At 55.9% G+C, this 17882-nt stretch carries 17 protein-coding genes; 3 read left to right on the top strand and 14 right to left on the bottom strand.

Going from position 1 to position 17882, the window contains the following annotated elements; all coding sequences use genetic code 11:
• On the bottom strand, nt 1–781 hold a 781-nt coding region (locus ACVCAM_RS19630), incomplete at its 3' end, for a LysR family transcriptional regulator (RefSeq protein ID WP_447093647.1).
• 120 nt (nt 782–901) lie between these two features.
• Here ACVCAM_RS19630 and ACVCAM_RS19625 point away from each other — a divergent pair.
• Nucleotides 902–1642: a MipA/OmpV family protein gene (locus tag ACVCAM_RS19625; RefSeq protein WP_447093646.1), complete on the top strand. Its 741-nt coding sequence runs from the start codon at nt 902–904 to the stop codon at nt 1640–1642.
• A gap of 87 nt (nt 1643–1729) precedes the next feature.
• On the opposite strand, the gene araD is transcribed toward ACVCAM_RS19625, so the two are convergent.
• The 8 genes from araD to yiaK form a co-directional block, all read right to left on the bottom strand.
• Nucleotides 1730–2425 carry an L-ribulose-5-phosphate 4-epimerase gene (gene araD, locus ACVCAM_RS19620; RefSeq protein WP_025910547.1) on the bottom strand — a complete coding sequence of 232 codons (696 nt, stop codon included), beginning with the start codon at nt 2423–2425 and terminating at the stop codon, nt 1730–1732.
• The gene (locus ACVCAM_RS19615) at nt 2419–3279 is read right to left on the bottom strand and encodes an L-ribulose-5-phosphate 3-epimerase (RefSeq protein ID WP_025910545.1); all 861 of its coding nucleotides are present in this window, start codon (nt 3277–3279) and stop codon (nt 2419–2421) included. The genes araD and ACVCAM_RS19615 overlap by 7 nt, the downstream gene beginning before the upstream one ends.
• Nucleotides 3261–3935 carry a 3-keto-L-gulonate-6-phosphate decarboxylase UlaD gene (gene ulaD, locus ACVCAM_RS19610; protein ID WP_407222943.1) on the bottom strand — a complete coding sequence of 225 codons (675 nt, stop codon included), beginning with the start codon at nt 3933–3935 and terminating at the stop codon, nt 3261–3263. Before ulaD ends, ACVCAM_RS19615 begins: the two co-directional genes overlap by 19 nt.
• Nucleotides 3932–5437, bottom strand: a complete 1506-nt coding sequence (locus tag ACVCAM_RS19605) for an FGGY-family carbohydrate kinase (protein WP_025910541.1) — start codon at nt 5435–5437, stop codon at nt 3932–3934. The genes ulaD and ACVCAM_RS19605 overlap by 4 nt, the downstream gene beginning before the upstream one ends.
• 95 nt (nt 5438–5532) lie before the next feature.
• Entirely contained in the window at nt 5533–6852 is a 1320-nt protein-coding gene (locus ACVCAM_RS19600) for an MFS transporter (RefSeq protein WP_407222945.1), read from the bottom strand.
• Nucleotides 6853–6895: 43 nt separating this feature from the next.
• Nucleotides 6896–7822, bottom strand: a complete 927-nt coding sequence (locus ACVCAM_RS19595) for a DUF4862 family protein (RefSeq protein WP_407222946.1) — start codon at nt 7820–7822, stop codon at nt 6896–6898.
• Nucleotides 7823–7973: 151 nt separating this feature from the next.
• Nucleotides 7974–8441, bottom strand: coding sequence for a YhcH/YjgK/YiaL family protein (locus tag ACVCAM_RS19590; protein ID WP_023294828.1), 468 nt, complete (start codon nt 8439–8441; stop codon nt 7974–7976).
• 10 nt (nt 8442–8451) lie between these two features.
• Complete coding sequence (gene yiaK / locus ACVCAM_RS19585; protein WP_025910535.1) at nt 8452–9450, bottom strand: 3-dehydro-L-gulonate 2-dehydrogenase; 999 nt, start codon at nt 9448–9450, stop codon at nt 8452–8454.
• A 224-nt stretch (nt 9451–9674) separates the two neighbouring features.
• Here yiaK and yiaJ point away from each other — a divergent pair, with 224 nt between their 5' ends.
• The gene (gene yiaJ, locus ACVCAM_RS19580) at nt 9675–10493 is read left to right on the top strand and encodes an IclR family transcriptional regulator YiaJ (protein WP_407222948.1); all 819 of its coding nucleotides are present in this window, start codon (nt 9675–9677) and stop codon (nt 10491–10493) included.
• Nucleotides 10494–10496: 3 nt separating this feature from the next.
• A complete protein-coding gene (locus tag ACVCAM_RS19575) occupies nt 10497–10952 on the top strand; it encodes a 4Fe-4S dicluster domain-containing protein (RefSeq protein ID WP_025910532.1) in 456 nt (151 codons plus the stop codon).
• Here the strand turns inward: ACVCAM_RS19575 and ACVCAM_RS19570 are convergent.
• From ACVCAM_RS19570 to ACVCAM_RS19550, 5 genes are all read right to left on the bottom strand, one after another.
• Nucleotides 10936–12654 carry a ShlB/FhaC/HecB family hemolysin secretion/activation protein gene (locus ACVCAM_RS19570; protein ID WP_025910530.1) on the bottom strand — a complete coding sequence of 573 codons (1719 nt, stop codon included), beginning with the start codon at nt 12652–12654 and terminating at the stop codon, nt 10936–10938. The genes ACVCAM_RS19575 and ACVCAM_RS19570 overlap by 17 nt on opposite strands.
• A 90-nt stretch (nt 12655–12744) precedes the next feature.
• Entirely contained in the window at nt 12745–13581 is an 837-nt protein-coding gene (locus ACVCAM_RS19565; protein ID WP_233396194.1) for a collagen-like triple helix repeat-containing protein, read from the bottom strand.
• A gap of 29 nt (nt 13582–13610) precedes the next feature.
• Entirely contained in the window at nt 13611–13895 is a 285-nt protein-coding gene (locus ACVCAM_RS19560; RefSeq protein WP_050547800.1) for a hypothetical protein, read from the bottom strand.
• 316 nt (nt 13896–14211) lie between these two features.
• Complete coding sequence (gene avtA, locus ACVCAM_RS19555; protein WP_023294831.1) at nt 14212–15468, bottom strand: valine--pyruvate transaminase; 1257 nt, start codon at nt 15466–15468, stop codon at nt 14212–14214.
• A gap of 183 nt (nt 15469–15651) precedes the next feature.
• The gene (locus tag ACVCAM_RS19550) at nt 15652–17682 is read right to left on the bottom strand and encodes an alpha-amylase (protein WP_407222950.1); all 2031 of its coding nucleotides are present in this window, start codon (nt 17680–17682) and stop codon (nt 15652–15654) included.
• Nucleotides 17683–17882 lie beyond the last annotated feature (200 nt).

Below are 17882 nucleotides of genomic sequence, written 5' to 3'. Positions count from 1 at the left end.
TTAATTCTTTTTTCAGGCTCTCTTTTGGCGCAAAAACAATCCCAAGATTATTTCTTGCCAGCTCCAGGGCCGTCTGCGTATTGTCGCAAATATAATTACCGGTCACCCGGTAGTCATGCACGTCATCGCTGCCGTGCACGCGGAAACGCCAGATGTTGGCTTCATCGACCAGCATGGAGTCAATGAGAATACAGGAGTGATTAATTAAATCTTCAGGTCCGGTTAAGGGATGTTTATTTAAATATTCTACGGTTGCGAAGGCCGTAACGGAATATTGTGTCAACACGCTGGCCACCAGGCTTTCGTCTTTCGGCTGAGCATAGGTAATTAAAATGTCGCAGTCATCCGGAAAGGTAACGCCTTCTGAAAATTCATTCCGGTCCAGATTGTAGGTTTTCAGGGAGATGCGGATGTCGCCGATGTCTTCTATCTGATGGATCACGTGTCGCGCGAGGTAGGTCACGATACCTGTTGGGGCATAGATCGTCACTTTTCCGCGCTTTTCATGCTTATAATCAGCAATGAAATTAACAAGCTGGCTGTTCTTATCCAGCGTGGCATTCACGTAGGGGAGTAACGCTTCACCAAACTGGGTCAGGGCCAGCTGCCGCGTGGTGCGCTCAAAAACCTTGAGCCCAACCCGCGTTTCAAAATCAGACAGATATTTACTGACGTTGGCCTGCGCCATACCCAGCAGGGCGGCGGCATCACCAATGCTGTGGGTGGCTGCAATGACGGAGATAATTTTTAATTCGCGTGGTTTTAGCTGTAATGTACTCATTATGCACACCCATCTATATGATTTTATATATAATATTATATAAACCGCAGCGTTGCATTGGCAATTTTGTAACCATTATTATGCGCCTCGCTTGTTTGGCATATATATGGATTACATGGAATGACTATTAAATACAATTTACTGATCGCTGCCACGTTATTTGCATCAACGTCTGCCATGGCCGGTGAATTTTCACTTGGTGCGGGGGCTGTATTTAATGAGTCTCCTTACAAAGGCTATAACGAAAATACGACCGCAGTACCGTTGATTAGCTACGAAGGCGATCGTTTCTACGTTCGCCAGACCACGGGCGGATGGATCCTGTGGAAAGATGCAAAAAATGAATTGAGCCTGATCGCAACGTGGATGCCGCTGCATTTCGACCCTGACGATAACGACGATCATCAGATGAAGCAGCTGGATGAGCGTAAAGCGTCCGCCTTCCTCGGTGGGGCGTACTACCGCCACGAAAGCTGGGGGTCGCTGAAAGTGGCGGTCTCTGGTGATGCCACGGATGAAAGCGGCGGCGTGATCGGCGAAGTATCGTACTTCCGTCCGATCAAAATGGAGCGCCTGACCCTGACGCCTTCCGTAGGTGTGTTCTACAGCGACGAAAGCTATAACGACTACTACTACGGCGTATCCGGTAGCGAGTCTCGCCGCTCCGGACTGGATCAATACACCGCCGGCGACAGCTGGACGCCATACGTTGGCCTGGCGGCTAAATATCAGTTAACCCAGAAGCTGTATCTTAACGCCAGCGCGGTCTACACCGTGTTGCCTGACGACGTGAAGAACAGCCCGATGATCGACCGCGACGACAGCTTCGCGCTGATGACCGGCCTGACCTGGCGTTTCTGATGCGTTACAGCCGGGTGGCGGCGTTGCCTTACCCGGCCTACGATCTTGCCTGCACTGCTGTTCCTTAAAGCCCATCTCAATGCCCGATCACTGCCCGTAGTAGGCATTCGCCCCGTGCTTACGCAGATAATGCTTGTCGAGCAGCTCCTGCTGCATAACCGGAAGCTGTGGCGCGAGCTGGCGTGAGAACAGGCCCATATAGGCGCACTCTTCCAGCACCACGGCATTGTGAACCGCATCGGCCGCGTCTTTACCCCAGGCGAACGGGCCGTGGGAGTGGACCAGCACCGCCGGGATCTGCATCGGGCTAAGATCGCGCTCCTCGAAGGTTTTGATGATCACTTCACCCGTCTGGTATTCGTATTCCCCGGCAATTTCTGCCGAGGTCATCAGGCGCGTGCAGGGAATGGTTCCGTAGAAATAGTCCGCGTGCGTGGTGCCCCAGGCCGGTAAATCCAGCCCCGCCTGGGACCAGATAGTGGCGTGTCGCGAATGGGTATGCACGATGCCGCCAATCTCCGGGTAACGACGATACAGCGCAAGATGGGTAGGCGTGTCTGAAGAGGGCTTTTTATTCCCCTCAATAACCTGGCCCGTGGAGATATCCACCACCACCATATCCTCCGCCGTCATCACGTCGTATTCCACACCGGACGGTTTAATGATCATCATGCCGCTTTCGCGGTCAACCGCGCTGACGTTGCCCCAGGTAAAGGTCACCAGCTGGTGGGCGGGCAACGCCAGGTTTGCTGCCAGTACCTCGGCTTTAAGTTCGTCTAGCATGTCATGCCTCCTTCCTGCATACGGGCTTCAATCCAGCGGCGCGCCTGGATAATCTCCAGCACCGGCTCTTTTGCTTTTTCGGTCCACATTTCAATCAGAAATGCGCCGCGATAGTTCAGTTGATGCAGCGTGTTAAACACGCCAACGAAATCGACGCAGCCCTCGCCAAACGGCACGTCGCGGAACTGTCCGGGGCTTTGTGCGGTGACGGGTTGGGTATCTTTCAGGTGAATAGCCGCAATGCGGTCAATGCCCAGCGTCAGCTCGGCGGTGACGTCGTTACCCCACGCGCTCAGGTTGCCAACGTCCGGATAAACGCTGAACCACGGTGAGGCGAGCATGTCGTCCCACTTTTTCCATTTGCTGATGGAGTTCATAAACGCGGTGTCCATGATCTCCACCGCCAGCATCACCTGTGCGGCGGCGGCCTGCTCCACGGCCCAGGCCAGCCCGTCGGCAAAGCGCTGTTGCGTCCCCTCGTCATGCGCTTCGTAATAGACGTCATACCCGGCAAGCTGGATGGTGCGAATGCCTAAATCACGCGCCAGCCTGATGGCTTTGCTCATGATCTCACGGGCGCGTTCGCGCACGGTTTCATCGCGGCTGCCAAACGGGAAGCGACGGTGTGCAGACAAGCACATAGAGGGGATCGCCACGCCGGTTTCCAGCATCGCTTCCACCAGAGAGGCGCGCTGCGTGGTGCTCCAGTCGAGGCGTGATAATCGCTCATCGGTTTCATCGACAGACATCTCGACAAAATCGAACCCGCAGCTTTTCGCCAGTACCAGCCGCTCGGGCCAGGAGAGATCTTTTGGCAGCGCTTTTTCGTAAATACCTAACGGATGCTGACGCATGGGTACGCTCCCCAGATGTCGCGAATGTGCGAATGGAATGCCTGTGCCACCTGCGGCGGATTGGCGGCGCCTGCCAGCGCGCGTCCGGCAATAAAGGCTTTGACGTTGATTTGCTTAAACAGCGGCAGGTCGGCGGGGGTGATGCCGCCGGTAATAGAAAGCTGCAAACCGATCTCGGAGAGCGCTTTCATTTTTGCGAGATCCTCCTCACCCCACTGCTGGCCGCTCGCCTGTGCGTCACGTCCGCGGTGATAAATGGCCTGCTTCACGCCGATGCGATGCCATGCGCGAGCATCGTCCAGCGTCCAGTGACCAAAGAGCTCCATCTGGATTTCTCCCCCGCGGCGCAGGGCCACCTCGTGGCCGCGTTCAACGGTGGCCAGCGGGGCGGCGCAGATGATGGTCATCCAGTTTGCACCCGCGCCAAATGCCTGCTCTGCCAGGGTTTCTCCGGCATCGGCCACTTTCCAGTCCGCAACGATGATTTTATCCGGGCACTGCTCGCGCAGGGCGCGCACGGCGTTTAGCCCTTCGGTCAGGCACAAAATGGTGCCCGCTTCGACGATATCAACGTGATCGGCAAGCAACGCGACATCACGCTGCGCGGCCTGAAGAGAGGTATGGTCGAGCGCCAGCTGCAGTAATGGTCGGCTCATAGGTTGTTCTCCTTAACTCGGGCGTGATAGCCCTGTAGTGCTGAAATCAGTAGCTGATAGCGCTGATACTTGCGCTGATAGGCCTCATGGGCGCGCATGTCAGGCTCAATGACACGAATGTCGTGTCGGAGGGCGCATTGCGCCGCATGGAAATCGGGATACACGCCGGTGCCGACCAGGGCGGCCAGCGCCGCGCCGGAACAGCCGGTCTCTTCCAATTGCGGCAGTTCAATCGCCAGTCCGCTGACGTCCGCGAGCATTTGCATCCATACGTCCGAATGGGTTGGGCCACCCGTCACGCGCAGGGCATGCACGTGGGTAAAGCGCTCGAGCATGCGGTTGAGGTGGGTCATGTGGCAGAACACCACGCCCTCATAAACCGCCTGTAGCAGGTGCGCGCGCGTGTGTAGCGCCTGCATTCCGTAGAAACCGCTGGTCATCTCCAGCCCGGCGTTGCTGCCATAGAGGAACGGCAGGAAATACACATCGCTTTCGGCTTTCGGCAGGCTGGCGACGGCGTGGTTGATCTCGCTGAACGACATGTCGCCCCACTGCGCGGTGAGCCACTCAAGGTTGCCGGACGAGGTCGGGCTGGCTTCGTGAACGATGTACTGCTGCGGATGCACGTAGCGGCCATAAACGTAGGGGAAGGGTTCGTTGCTGCGAAGCGCACTGGCGATCCCGCTGGTGACGGCCCAGGTGCCCATCACGGCGTTCAGCGTGTGCTCGTCCTGCAGTCCGGCGCAGAGCGCGGTGGAAACCACATCAAACAGTCCCCCCACGACGGGCGTGCCCGCCGCGAGACCGGTCAGGGCGGCTGCCTGAGCGGTGATTTCCCCGCAGATTTCTGCTGAACCGACAATCGGCGGTAGGGCGCCGTCAATCTCGCTGATCCCGAGCCAGCGCGTAAGCTGCGGGTCATACTGCCCGGTATTCATGTTGTAGAGATTGGACTCGGAGATGTTGCTCTCTTCACCGCCCTTCATGCCGGTCAGGCACCAGCGCAGATAGTCGTGCGCCATCATCACGCAGCCAATTTGCTGATACCGCTGCGGCTCGTTCTCTTTGACCCAGCGCAGAAGCGAGGCCGGATGCCCGGTCCACAGCGTCTGGCGCGTATGCGGGTAGAGTTTTTCGGGAATGCCGTCCTGCTGCCAGCGCTGCACAATCTCCAGTGCCCGGCGATCGGAGGAGAGGATGGCGTTGCCCAACGGTTGGTCTTGTTTATCGAGCAGAAACAGCCCCTTACCCTGCGCAGAAATGCCGACCCCATTGATCTGGTTGCCGTTTACGCCTGCATTCTTGAGCAACGCGGCGATGGTGGCGTGGCAGTGCTGCCAGAGCTGATGCATATCCCGCTCGGCGTAGCCCGCTCGCGGGCTGAGCGTGGCAACGGAGCGGCGTTCGATACAAACTTCTTTGCCCTGGCGGGTGTATAAACCGGCTTTTAGATAAGTACCGCCACAATCGATACCCAGCCAGAAGGGCTCTTTTTCACTCATCTTCATCTCGCTTAATTGCCGGGTGGCGCTTCGCTTACCCGGCCTACTGTTCGGTTTTCTCCCTCTCCCCGTGGGAGAGGGCTGTGGTGAGGGCATCAGGCCGCACGCTTATGGGGATTTACCGTGGGATTGGGCTCTGCCCCGGCATCGCATTTCGCCGGCAACAGCAGGGCCAGCAGCGACGCCAGCGCGAGTGAAACGGCCAGGCAGTAGACGCCTGCATCTTTGCTGTACAGGGTGATCAGCACGCCAACGGCATACGGGCCGCAGAAGCCACCGAGGTTACCCAGGGCGTTGATCACGCCGCGCGCGCCGCCTGCCATTTCGGCGCTAAACAGTCTTGCCGGTATCGTCCAGAACACCCCCGCGGCGGATTGCAGGAAGAAACCACAGCCCACCAGTGCGGCATAGGCCAGCCAGATGTTTGCTTTCAGGGCAACGGAGAGGAACATGCAGAGCGCGAAGCCAATCAACGGCAGGGAGACAAACAGCTTGCGCTTGCCGGTGCGGTCAGAAAGCGAGGAGAACAGGAACATGCCCGCAATGGCGCCGATGTAGGGCAGGATGGCGAGCATCCCCACCTGACCAATACTGGTGTGCGTCAGCTCCTTCAGAATGGTCGGCAGCCAGAGGGTGTAACCGTAAATCCCGGTCTGATAGAAGAAATTCAGGGCGATCAGCTGCCACATGGTTTTGTCAGACAGCACCGCGCTGAGCGAGGCATTTTTCACCTCTTTTCCGGCGATGGCCTGCTGTTCAGCCGCCAGCGTTTGCACCAGATAGTTTTTCTCGGCCGCTGAGATCCAGCGGGCTTCCTGCGGACGGTCGTAGACCGTGAATGCCCAGAGCACCAGCACAACAATGGACATCAGACCTTCAATGATGAATAGCCAGCGCCAGTCAAGTGCGGTGATAATCCATCCCGACAGCGGGGCGGTAATTATCCCGGCGATGGGTACGAACATGATCACAATTGCGTTGGCGCGACCGCGTTCGGCATCCGGGAACCAGTTGCTGATCATGGTGAGCACAACGGGTAGCATCCCGCCTTCCGCCACGCCGAGTAAGAAGCGCAGCACCAGCAGCTGGTACTGATTCGTCACGAGACCCGTGAGCACCGAGATCACCGCCCAGGCGACCAGTGACCAGCCGATAAATTTCTTGCCGCTACCGTGCACCGCAATCTTGCCGCCGGGTACCTGCAGGAACAGATAGCCGATAAAAAATATGCCGCCCGCGAGGCCTGCCATGGTGGCGGTAATACCTAATTCTTCGTCCATACCTCCCGGCATTGCAAACGCGATATTCACGCGGTCCATATATGAAATAATACAGGCGATAAGAATAGGAGGAATGATTCTTAGCCAGCGCTGGCGCGGAATGTCCGTATGTAGAGCATGAGTAGAAATATTCATAGTTAATCTCTCAGTAGGTAACCGGAATAAACTTTTCTTATTGTTATTGCGTTGCTTTATTCATTGCGCTGATACCGTCGCGCAAAATGGCGATGCGATAGCTGACATCAGCATTAGCATTTATTTCCAGTAATTTAATACCGGAGAATTTCAACGTTGCGGCGCTCGCCGCAGTAAAGAGTGCTTTTGCACGTTCAGTGGACATCAAACTGTCGGCACAGAAGGAAGAAAATGGCGCGTGCAGATCCTGCCATTCACCGTACTCGCCGCTGGTGGTCGTACCCGAGAACATCAAGGCCCCCAGTTTCCCGGCATTAAGCGCGGCCTGAACGTGATCAAGCGGAAGGGTGGTGTTACGGCCTTCGATGGCCGACCGCGCCCAGTTGATGCAGACGCTGATATCCGTGTCTTTCACCACCTCCAGCACCTGCTCTAAGGGCAGGAAGCCTTTACGGGGTGCGACGCCGGTCATGGCATCGCAGTGCTCCAGCACCAGGTCGCAGCCCCAGTCCCAGCTTGTTATTTCACGGACGGAGCGGGAAAACGCGTCGGTGGCTTGTTCGACCGAGGCATTGCCCGCCTGCGGGGCCGCCTGCATCTCAAGAGCAATCACTTTCCCCGGGAAGCGGGTATTCACAGCGTTAATTTTTTTGTGCAAATGTCGGTAAAAGTCCACGCACGCTTTACGCTGCGCGTCGTCAGCCGAGGCCAGGCCAAACGCGCCGTTGATGCCGCGGCGCCGCATGGTTTCCATAACTGCCGTGACCACGATTTGCCAGTCCCCCGGGGTATGGCGGAACAGCCATTCGTCACCAAGGGGGTGAAGATTTTCAAGGCAAGGCTGTTCCAGCCCGCGAATATTCGGCGTGTCGGAAAGTTCACGCCAGAAGGTTTGTTCTTCTTGTTCCCCTTTCTGGTGAAACGAGGGTGCGCAGGGGTACGCACCAATAATAAAACCGGTATTAGTCATTTCGCGTTCCTGTATTTATACCCGTCATACTTCAAGTTGCATGTGCGTTGGCTGCGCTCGTTCACCCCAGTCACTTACTTATGTAAGCTCCTGGGAATTCACTCTCTTGCCGCCTTCCTGCAACTCGAATTATTTAGGGTATATCAGAAAATTAATCTAATTCGCTGATTGCCACTTTCACCACAATCTTACGAATTGTGGTTTCCTTGTTTTTAATACAGGCAGGACGGTGCACATCCTGCGGAAAAAATATGGCATAGCTGCCGGGTATCATTTCGATAAACGACTCATTTTCACTGTTGTGATAAAAAATAATATCGCGCTGTTCCAGCAATGATTCGCTTATTTCGTTATTACCAGTATCAATAGCGATACCGATTTTCTCTTCACCCCAGGCCAGGAATTGGATATCCAGATAGCGGCGATGCACTTCCGGGCGATTCTCGTGCAGATCCTTTGTTGTCAGGTCGAGAACCTGGGCAAAAATGTTGCGACCTTCAATTTCTACTACGCCTGGCTCCAGGGTGGTGAAATCCGTCGTGCGCAGAAAATGAAGGGCTTTTTCAATCGCCCGCGGCAGGCGACACGGATTTGGCTGGGAAATATGTCCGAATATCATGGCCCACTCCTTACAGAGACTGGATTTTCGCCCACACGCTGTCGTCAACCGTGATGCCGTTGCTGCGGTTCTCTTCAAGCAAACGGGTAAATTCATGCCCTGGCAGACGGATGGCGACATTTTCATCCGCGCGTTCGGCGGTGGTGATGAAGTCCATAATGCGCTGCAGTTTGGCATCGCGGGTTGGGCCATCGATCAGGCGATCCACCTCAATGGCGATGAAGATCTGCGATACGCCGTACTCGTCGCTGTTGTCCTGGGTCACTTCCGCGACGGAAGATCCGTTTGAGAGCAGGGTGGCGATCATATCGAGCACGATGGATAAGCCGGACCCTTTCCAGTAGCCCATGGGCAGAATACGGCGGTTTTTCTCGATCACGCCCGGCTCTCTGGTGAGGTGACCTTCGTCGTCAAAGCCGCCATCTACCGGCAACGCGCGCCCGGCCAGGCGGTTCACCTCCAGCATGCCGTAGGAGAACATCGACATCGACATGTCGACCATGGTGATCGGGTTCGACGGAATGGCAACGATCAGCGGGTTTGTGCCGATGCAGCACTCTTTTGATCCCCACGCGGGCATCACGGCAATCGAGTTGGTCCAGCAAATGCCGATATAGCCCTTCTCCGCCGCCTGCCAGCCGTAGCTGCCGCCGCGCATCCAGTGGTTCGCGTTACGCAGTGCCACCAGACCAATGCCGTGATCGGACGCCAGCTCGGTGGCGCGATCCATCATCTTCTTCGCCGTCAGGTTGCCAATGGAGCGCTGCGCATCCCACTGTTCGATGGCGCCTAATGTCATCACCCGTTTGGGCTGGGCGTCAGGAATGATATCCCCTGCATCAAGCTGCTGAATAAAACGCGGGAAACGGTTTACACCATGCGAATAGACGCCGGATTCCGTGGTGCGGGCAAACATCTCGGCGCAGGCGTCTGCGGTTTCCGCTTTCACGCCGCGGTCGAGCAGAACCCGATTGAACGCCGCTTTCAACTCTTCGAAGGTCACTTTCATCCCTGTTCTCCTGTTCTTTTAAGGGCAAGTGTGAGTGCTTTTTTATCGCTAAATTCCACTATGCGAAATCTGATTTCAAATATGGCGATCAAATTTTGTCAGATCAACGACATTCATGTTTTTCAAAATCGATTAAAATCAACTGGTTGTGTTTTTTCTGTTGAGATCGTGAACTGACCCACACTTTGCGCTACCATCAGGGCGCGCTAAACAGGAGCCATGTAATGAGCATGAAAGAGAGCGAAATGACGCAAGAAAAAGAGAGGCCAGCAGGCAGCCAGAGCTTGTTTCGCGGCCTGATGCTGATTGAGATCCTCAGCAACTATCCGAACGGGTGTCCGCTTGCACATTTATCGGAACTGGTGGGGCTGAATAAGAGCACCGTGCACCGCTTGCTGCAGGGGCTACAGTCGTGCGGGTACGTGACCCCGGCACCCGCCGCGGGCAGCTATCGCCTGACCACCAAATTTATCGCCGTCGGGCAAAAGGCGCTGTCGTCGCTGAATATCATTCATGTGGCCGCTCCGCACCTCGAAGCGCTGAACATTGCGACCGGCGAGACGGTGAACTTCTCCAGCCGGGAAGATGACCACGCCATCCTGATTTATAAGCTCGAACCGACAACCGGTATGCTGCGCACGCGCGCCTATATTGGCCAGCATATGCCGCTCTACTGCTCTGCGATGGGCAAGATTTACATGGCGTTTGGCCATCAGGATTACGTGGCAAGCTACTGGGAAAGCCATCAGGAACAGATCCAACCTTTGACGCGCAACACCATCACTGAACTGAGCGCCATGTATGATGAACTGGCGGAAATTCGCGACCGCAGCATGGCGATGGACAAAGAAGAGAACGAGCTGGGCGTCTCCTGTATTGCCGTGCCGGTGTTTGATATTCACGGCCGCGTTCCGTATGCGATCTCTATCTCGCTATCGACGTCGCGCATGAAGCAGGTGGGCGAGAAGAACCTGCTCAAGCCGCTGCGCGAAACGGCAGAGGCTATCTCAAAAGAGCTGGGTTTTAACGTACGCGAGGCGTAACAGATGAACCGATTTATCATGGCGGATGCGGAAAAATGCATCGGGTGCCGCACCTGTGAAGTGGCCTGTGCGGTCGCGCATCAGGATGACTTCACCGCAGAGGCTTTTACCTCTCGCCTGCGGGTGGTGAAGGGGGACGCCTACACTACGGCGGTGGGTTGCCATCAGTGCGAGGAAGCCCCCTGTGCCAATGTCTGCCCAACCCATGCCATCAGCCTTACGGCAGGCGCCTGGCTTGTTGAGCAGACGCGCTGTATTGGCTGTAAAAGCTGCATGGTCGCCTGTCCGTTTGGGGCGATGCAGGTACGGCTGGTGGGAAGCAGGGCACAAGCGCTGAAATGTGATTTATGTGTGCAGCGCGAAGGCGGACCGGCCTGCGTGGAGGCCTGTCCAACCCACGCGCTGCGCTGCGTTGATCCTGCCAGTATTCGGGCTGAAAGGCTTACTGCATTTTATTGAAATTCCACGTAAACGTCAGACTGTAGCGCCAGTCTCTGTTGCGACTGTCTGTCGGAACATCCCCGACGGGTCTTGCCGCCTCAACCGTGATGCTATAGTGGCGGGTATCGCCTACCATCACGCCAGCCGCCACTGACCCGAGCCGCTGATGAGGCAAGCCGGAGGTGTTAAACCAGGTTTGCGCGGTATCGGCCAGGATGTAGGGCTGGATTGTGGCAAGCCATGTGCTCTCTTTTCGCATCTGGATATAGCGCAGTTCTACCTGCCCGCCATAGCCGTAATCACCGCTTGCTTCGCTGTCCTGGTATCCACGGCCAAACCGCTGGGCACCGAAGCTAACGCGTTCGGGTTCTGGCAACGTGTTGTTTGACCAGTCCCCCTCCCAGGACGTTGATAGCCGCCACTTATCGGCAAACAGCCAGGCTGCGTCCAGATAGCTTTTCGTGAGCGTAAAATTAATATCGGGCCTGGGGGCCGAGACGATATCGGCTCCCATCGCATCCATACCCTGACGCACGTTGAGTCGGCCGCTGATGCTGGCGGTTGTGAACTGATGTGCACCGTTGATGCCCACTTCCAGCGCGGGATAACGCGCGTGCTGGTTGACGGAGTCCAGACGATAGGTTTTGCCCAGCAGTCTGGCCTGCAGGGCATAATCATCCTGGCGGTCGGTGTAATCAAAACCGCTGGTCAGATTAATTTGTGATTTTTGCGTCAGCAGCAGGGGATAGCCAAACGTCACGCCGCCGTTGTATTGCGTTGTTTTTTGCTTCGAATCGACGCTGATATTATTCGGCAAAGAGAGCAGGGGCGAAAAATCTCGCGGATCTTCACGGTAATAGCTGCCTTTGAGCTGCATCGTCAGCCCTTCATCGTTTAAAAACTGCTGCCAGTTGAGCCCGACATAGTTTTTTCGCGTGTTGCTATCTAACGGCACAAGCGTGGCTACGCCAAGCTGATCGCCATAGCTTGTCATGTTGCTGAGCGTGCCGTTCAGCATCATTAAATCTTGCCCTTTACGGGTATCAATCGTCGACGCGATATTCCAGCTCCGCTCCTGGTTGCCGGTGATTTGCATCGCCGCCGCGCCATAGATATTGGTTGGCAGCTGCGCGTTAGCCGTAACCGGAACGTTCGGGGTGCGCGTCATCAGCTGGCTGTAGCGATCGAACGTATCCTGAGACAGCGGTTTTTCCGCCATGATTTTTTCGGACAAACGTTTAAGACGTTCGGCGATGTGCGGGTTATTACTGGTGATGTCGCTATGAGCGACATAGCCTTCAACCAGAACAATTTTAATATTGCCCTGCTGGAAATTATTATCGGGCAGCCAGGCATAAGAGAGTGGAAAACCGTCGGCCTTATAGCGTTCCGTAATATCGTTTACCAGCCCCGTAAGCGTTTTTAGCGGCACGGTTTTTCCAGCGTAAGGCCTGAAGGGCTGAAGTAATTCCTTCAAGGGATAACGCGTGCCGCCAATAAACTGAATGTGATGAATGGTAATGGGCGTTTCAGGCGTCAGCGTTGACTTCGGTTTTTCTATTTTGACGTTCGGCTGTGGCGCGGCCTCAGTCTGTTCGGGGGCAACGTTACGAGAAACTTGCGCCGGGTTATCGGGGTTAATAATAGAGGGCAGAGTATCGGCGCGGGCCATGCTCAGCACAACCAGCCCCGTCAGCGAAAAAAGGAAGTGGTGTTTCATCGCGCTATCCCTGTTCGTCATCCCCGGTTGGGGTAAATGTCGCTGAATAAAGCGCCCCTGAACCAAGGGCGCAGACAGGCAGTAAAAGGATTACTGTTTTGGCGTCAGTAGGCTCGAGGTTAACGTGTTGAGCCCGTTAATCGGGTTTGTCGTAGATGTGTTTTGGGTTGTGCCTGCATTGGCCGTTACACCCGCAGTCAGCGTATTGAGGGTGGTATTGACCGTTGTGCTCAGGCTATTGTTTGTGGCTGTCACATTGGCATCGGCCGTCAGAGATCCTGTGCCGCTGCCTCCGGTGGTTGATGTGGGTTTCACTAGCGTACCGCTATCCGTGACCGTCTGGCCGACATTTTGAACGACCTGACCGACACCGCTAAGCCCGCTATTGCTGCTGCTAATGTTGGTCCCCACGCCGCTGACGGTGCCACCCACCTGAGTCAGCAGACCGTTGACCGGTGTGCCGAGACCCGTTGTGGTGCCTACGGTTTGCGTCACGCCTTGTACTCCGCCCAGCGTCTTGTTAGCCAGGGTCGTGGTATCGGTTGTTACCTGAGTGACAGCAGGGCTGCTTACCGTGTTGGTGAGACCCGTGCCGGTGTTACTGACCAGTTGTCCGGTACTGTTTACCACGCTGCCCGTCAGGCCGGTTACGCCGCTGACCGGGGTTCCGGAAGTGGAACTCGCCAGGCCCGTGCCTACCGTTGAAACGGTATTGCCGAGGGAGGTGACCGACGTGGTCACGCCTTTAACCGTGGTACCCACACCGTTCGGGTTGTTTGCATCGCCAACGCCAGTCGTAACGCCTGTCCCCACGGTGGACACGGCACTGCCAACACCGCTGACGGTGGTTGAGACGGTTGACGTGACGGGATTATTTGTCGGAAGCTGGCTTCCGAGGCTATCCACAGTGGATCCGACGCTGGTCACGGTTTTACCGGCATCACCCAGTATCGTATTTACGCCTGCGGTAGTGGTTCCTCCACTGCCTCCTGAGCCTGAGCCTGAGCCTGAGCCTGAACCTGATCCCGACCCTGAACCAGAACCCGTTCCGGTGCCCGATCCGTTGCTGCCCGAACCGCCATTGCTCGCGGTTGTGCCACTTCCATCATCTGAGCCGCTGCTGCTTCCCGTCGCAGGGTTATTTTTGGCCGTTGAGTGAGATCCGCCACCGCTTCCACTACAGGCAGAAAGAGAGAACGCGAGCAGTACCGCAACAGCAATAGCGCTGATGCGACTAACATTATTAGGTAGCATATGAATACTCCACGCAAAAGAACGCCGAGCGGCGTATTAGTGAGTATATGCAGTATTTTTAAATATGCATGAAAGCGACTCAGGAAGGTATTTTGCTGCGTTGAAGAGGGTTATTTAAAATAACAATAAGTTAGCAGATTTAATTTTTGCTTAATTATTGAGAGGGTGGTTAGCGAGCCTAAATTAAAGGAATATTCCTAAGAAAACTCAATGGGAATGATAAATGAAGCGCTACAGGATATATCCTTAATATAAGATTCAGATCACGGAAAAATAAGGCTCTTCATTTGAAGAGCCTTATTTTTAACAATTGCCTTCTTGCCAGGCTTTTTCGATCTCTTCGGCGAGAATTTTAACACCCGCTTCGATTTTTTCCGGGTCGGGGACGTAGTTCATGCGCATGCACTGATGGGTATGCGGCCATGGCTTATCCAGACCCGGGAAGAAATAATCGCCCGGCACCATCAGCACGCCGCGCTTTTTCAGGCGCTGGTAAAGCAGTTCGGTAGAGATAGGTAAATCCTTAAACCACAGCCACAGGAAAATCGCCCCTTCCGGTTTGTGGATAAGGCAGCGTTCTTCCGGCAAATAGCGACGAAGTGTCGCGATCGTCTCCTGAACGCGCTGGTAGTAGAACGGCTTGATAACGTCATTCGACAGACGCAGCAGGTCCTTGCGTTTGATCATTTCGCACATCATTGCCGGGCCAATGCCGCCCGGAGAAAGGCTGATAATGCCGTTCATATTGGTGATGGCGGTGATGATTTTCTCATTGGCGATGATGATTCCGCAGCGGCTGCCCGGCAGACCCAGCTTAGAGAGGCTCATGCACAGGACAATGTTCGGGTTCCACAGCGGACGTGCTTCGCTGAAGATGATGCCCGGGAACGGCACGCCGTAGGCGTTATCGATCACCAGCGGAATACCGTGCTGATTGGCCAGCGCATCCAGCTTCATCAGTTCGTCATCGGTGATCACGTTGCCCGTTGGGTTAGTCGGGCGCGATACGCAGATCATGCCCGTCTCTTCGCCAATATGCAGGTGTTCAAAATCGACGTGATATTTGAACTGGCCTTCCGGCAGCAGCTCGATGTTCGGGCGCGCAGAGACGAACAGATCCTCTTCCAGGCCGGAATCGGCATAGCCGATATACTCCGGCGCCAGCGGGAACAGCACTTTTTTGGTGGTGCCGTCCGCGCGACGTCCTGCGAACAGGTTAAACAAGTAGAAAAACGCGCTCTGGCTGCCGTTTGTCAGTGCAATATTCTGTGGTTCGATATCCCAGCCCAGCTCGTCACGCAGCATTTCGGCGAGGAGTGCCAGCAGCTCGGTTTTCCCCTGCGGGCCGTCGTAATTGCAAAGCGCATCGGTTGCTTTGCCGCTTTCCAGCATCTGAGCGAGCAGGGTCTGGAAATAGGTATTCATCTCCGGGATTTGAGCCGGGTTTCCGCCGCCGAGCATGATTGCGCCCGGTGTGCGCAGCCCGTCGTTGAGGTCCTCCATCAGGCGAGTAATGCCTGAATGGCGGGTAAATTTGTCGCCGAAAAGTGAAAACGTCATAGCAGGTGATCTGTCGAGCTTATTTTGAAAGTGGGTAACCATAACGCTAGCACCGTGTTGGTGCAAATCGGGTGGTGTGGTCCGATTTGTGGTTTTATAGGGCGGGAGTGGATTTGTGTAGTGAATAGTTCTGGAGCTTCTCCCCTCTCCCCATGGGGAGAGGGTTAGGGTGAGGGGTATGATCTACTGATTCCCCGCCCAGACGACCATCACCTTATCGCCATCATGTTCACGTACGAATCCATACCCCTCTTTCAGCGACAGCGTGGTTTGCTTGCCTTCACCAATCGCCGGGTGGCGGGCGCGGAACTGACCCAGCGTTTGCCAGTGGGCGACGGTTAAGGCCTGCTTGCCCGTGACGTCCTGCCAGTTCATATCCGAGCGGGTGCCCTGCAGCGGGTCGGAGCCTGTCGGCCCGAACGGACGCTCGGACTCATCCCCGTAATAGATTTGCACGCTGCCCGGTGCCAGCAGGAGCAGCTCCGCCGCGCGCTGGCCCCCTTCGCGGAACAGACGCGTATCGTGTGATGAGAGGTAGCTCAGCACATTGAAGCTTTGCAGCTTCTCCGCCATCTGCTGCCAGGTGAGATCCATATCGGCCAGGCAATTTACCGCTTTCGCCGCCTGCTCCTGATAATCAAAGTTGATCATCGCGTCGAAGCCGTGGCGGTAATAATCGCTCTGCATCACTCCGTGACCCCAGGATTCGCCGGTCATCCAGAACGGTGCGTTGTCGAGCTTTTTGTCCGGGTGAGCGCCTTTCCAGGCGGCCAGCGCCTGGCTTGCCTGGTCTTTCAGCTGCTGCCAGGCCGCAAGCTCAACGTGCTTCGCGGTATCCACGCGGAAACCGTCGATGCCGTAGTCACGTACCCACTGGCTGAGCCAGTGGGTCAGGTAATCGCGCGGGGTATAGCCCGGAATAGCTTTCGCGTGGGTATCGGGTTTGTGTTGATAGAAATTGGGTAGCCCGGAAGGGGCGGTGGATTCCGTTTTCAGGTCGGGCAGGAACGCCAGCGACATCGTTAAATCATCGAAGCCGGGGTTGTCGTAATCACCGATGTCGGTGCGGATCCACTTTTTACCCCACCATTTTTCCCATGCGGCTTTGTCGCTGAAGTTGATGTAGTCGTTGAAGCTATGCCAGGTCTGGCCTGCGCCAGGCTTCCAGTCCGTCCAGTGCTCTCCCAGCGTCTTTTTCAGCTCATCACCCTGCAGGTACAGGGCGCCAAACTGATACGCCTGCATGTCCGCAAGCGTCGCGTAGCCCGTGTGGTTCATGACGATATCAAACAGGATGCGAATGCCGCGCTTATGCGCTTCATCAACAAGCTGACGCAGGTCATCCCCGGTGCCCATGTTGGCGTCGAGCGTTGTCCAGTCCTGGGTGTAGTAGCCGTGGTAGGCATAATGCGGGAAATCACCTTTGGTGCCGCCGCCTACCCAGCCGTGGATCTGCTCAAGCGGGGAGCTTATCCAGAGCGCATTCACCCCCAGCTGCTGCAGGTAATCAAGCTTGCTGGCCAGTCCCTTGAGATCCCCGCCGTGGAACGTACCAATCTCCTGCATGCCGTCTTTGTGGCGGCCATAGCTGTTGTCGTTGCTCGGGTCACCATTCACATAGCGGTCAGTCAGTACAAAATAGACGGTGGCGTTTTGCCAGCTAAACGGCGCCGGCCTGTCGGTTTCGGCGCGCTCAAGCAGCAGCAGGCCGTTACTGTTGGCGGCTGGCTGCAGGGTGATTTTTCCACCTTGTACGTTCACCGTCTGTTTACTGTAGAAATCGCGCACGACGGAGCCTTCCGGGAAGGTATGGCTGACGTCCAGCGTCAGCGGCTTACCGTCCCACTTCGGGCACTGGCGGATAACGTTGGCCACCGGCTGTTCTGTCGCGCTCTGAACCGCCAGCAGCAGCGTGGGCGTGCCGGAGCGTGTATCGATTCGCATCTGGTATTTACCGTCGCGGAAAAGGCGCCACTGCGGCGGTGTACCGTCACAGGGCTTGAGCGACAGCATCTCATTGAGTTTTATCGCGCCTGTGGGCTGCCAGCACGTCTTGTCAAAACTGAGCGTAAGAGGACGCGTACCCTTCGCAAGCTTTGCCTGGCTGGTGAAAATCCCGGTGCCTTCGGCGCGAAATGCGTCAAACCCCGGCGATGACCAGTCGGCATGTGCCAGTGCGGGTAACATCAGAAAGGCTATTGCGGTGCGTTTCATTCCAGGTTCCTGTCGCGGCATTTTTGACCAGTTTGCCAGCCGGCGGGCGGGAAAAACTCATCCCGTGTCGCTTTCTGCCAGGAGGATGCGTGAGGATGAGTGATCTTGCGCAAAATTAGGCAGTTATCTGCGATAACGCACACATTTTTCCGGAAATGATGTTTTTATGAGCAAGTTTCAGGTGACATAGTTTCGGAATT

The sequence above is a fragment of the Enterobacter sp. CFEC122 genome, assembly GCF_052983755.1.
The sequence above is the reverse complement of the archived record's forward strand: the minus strand, read 5'-3'. Positions and strand labels throughout refer to the sequence as shown.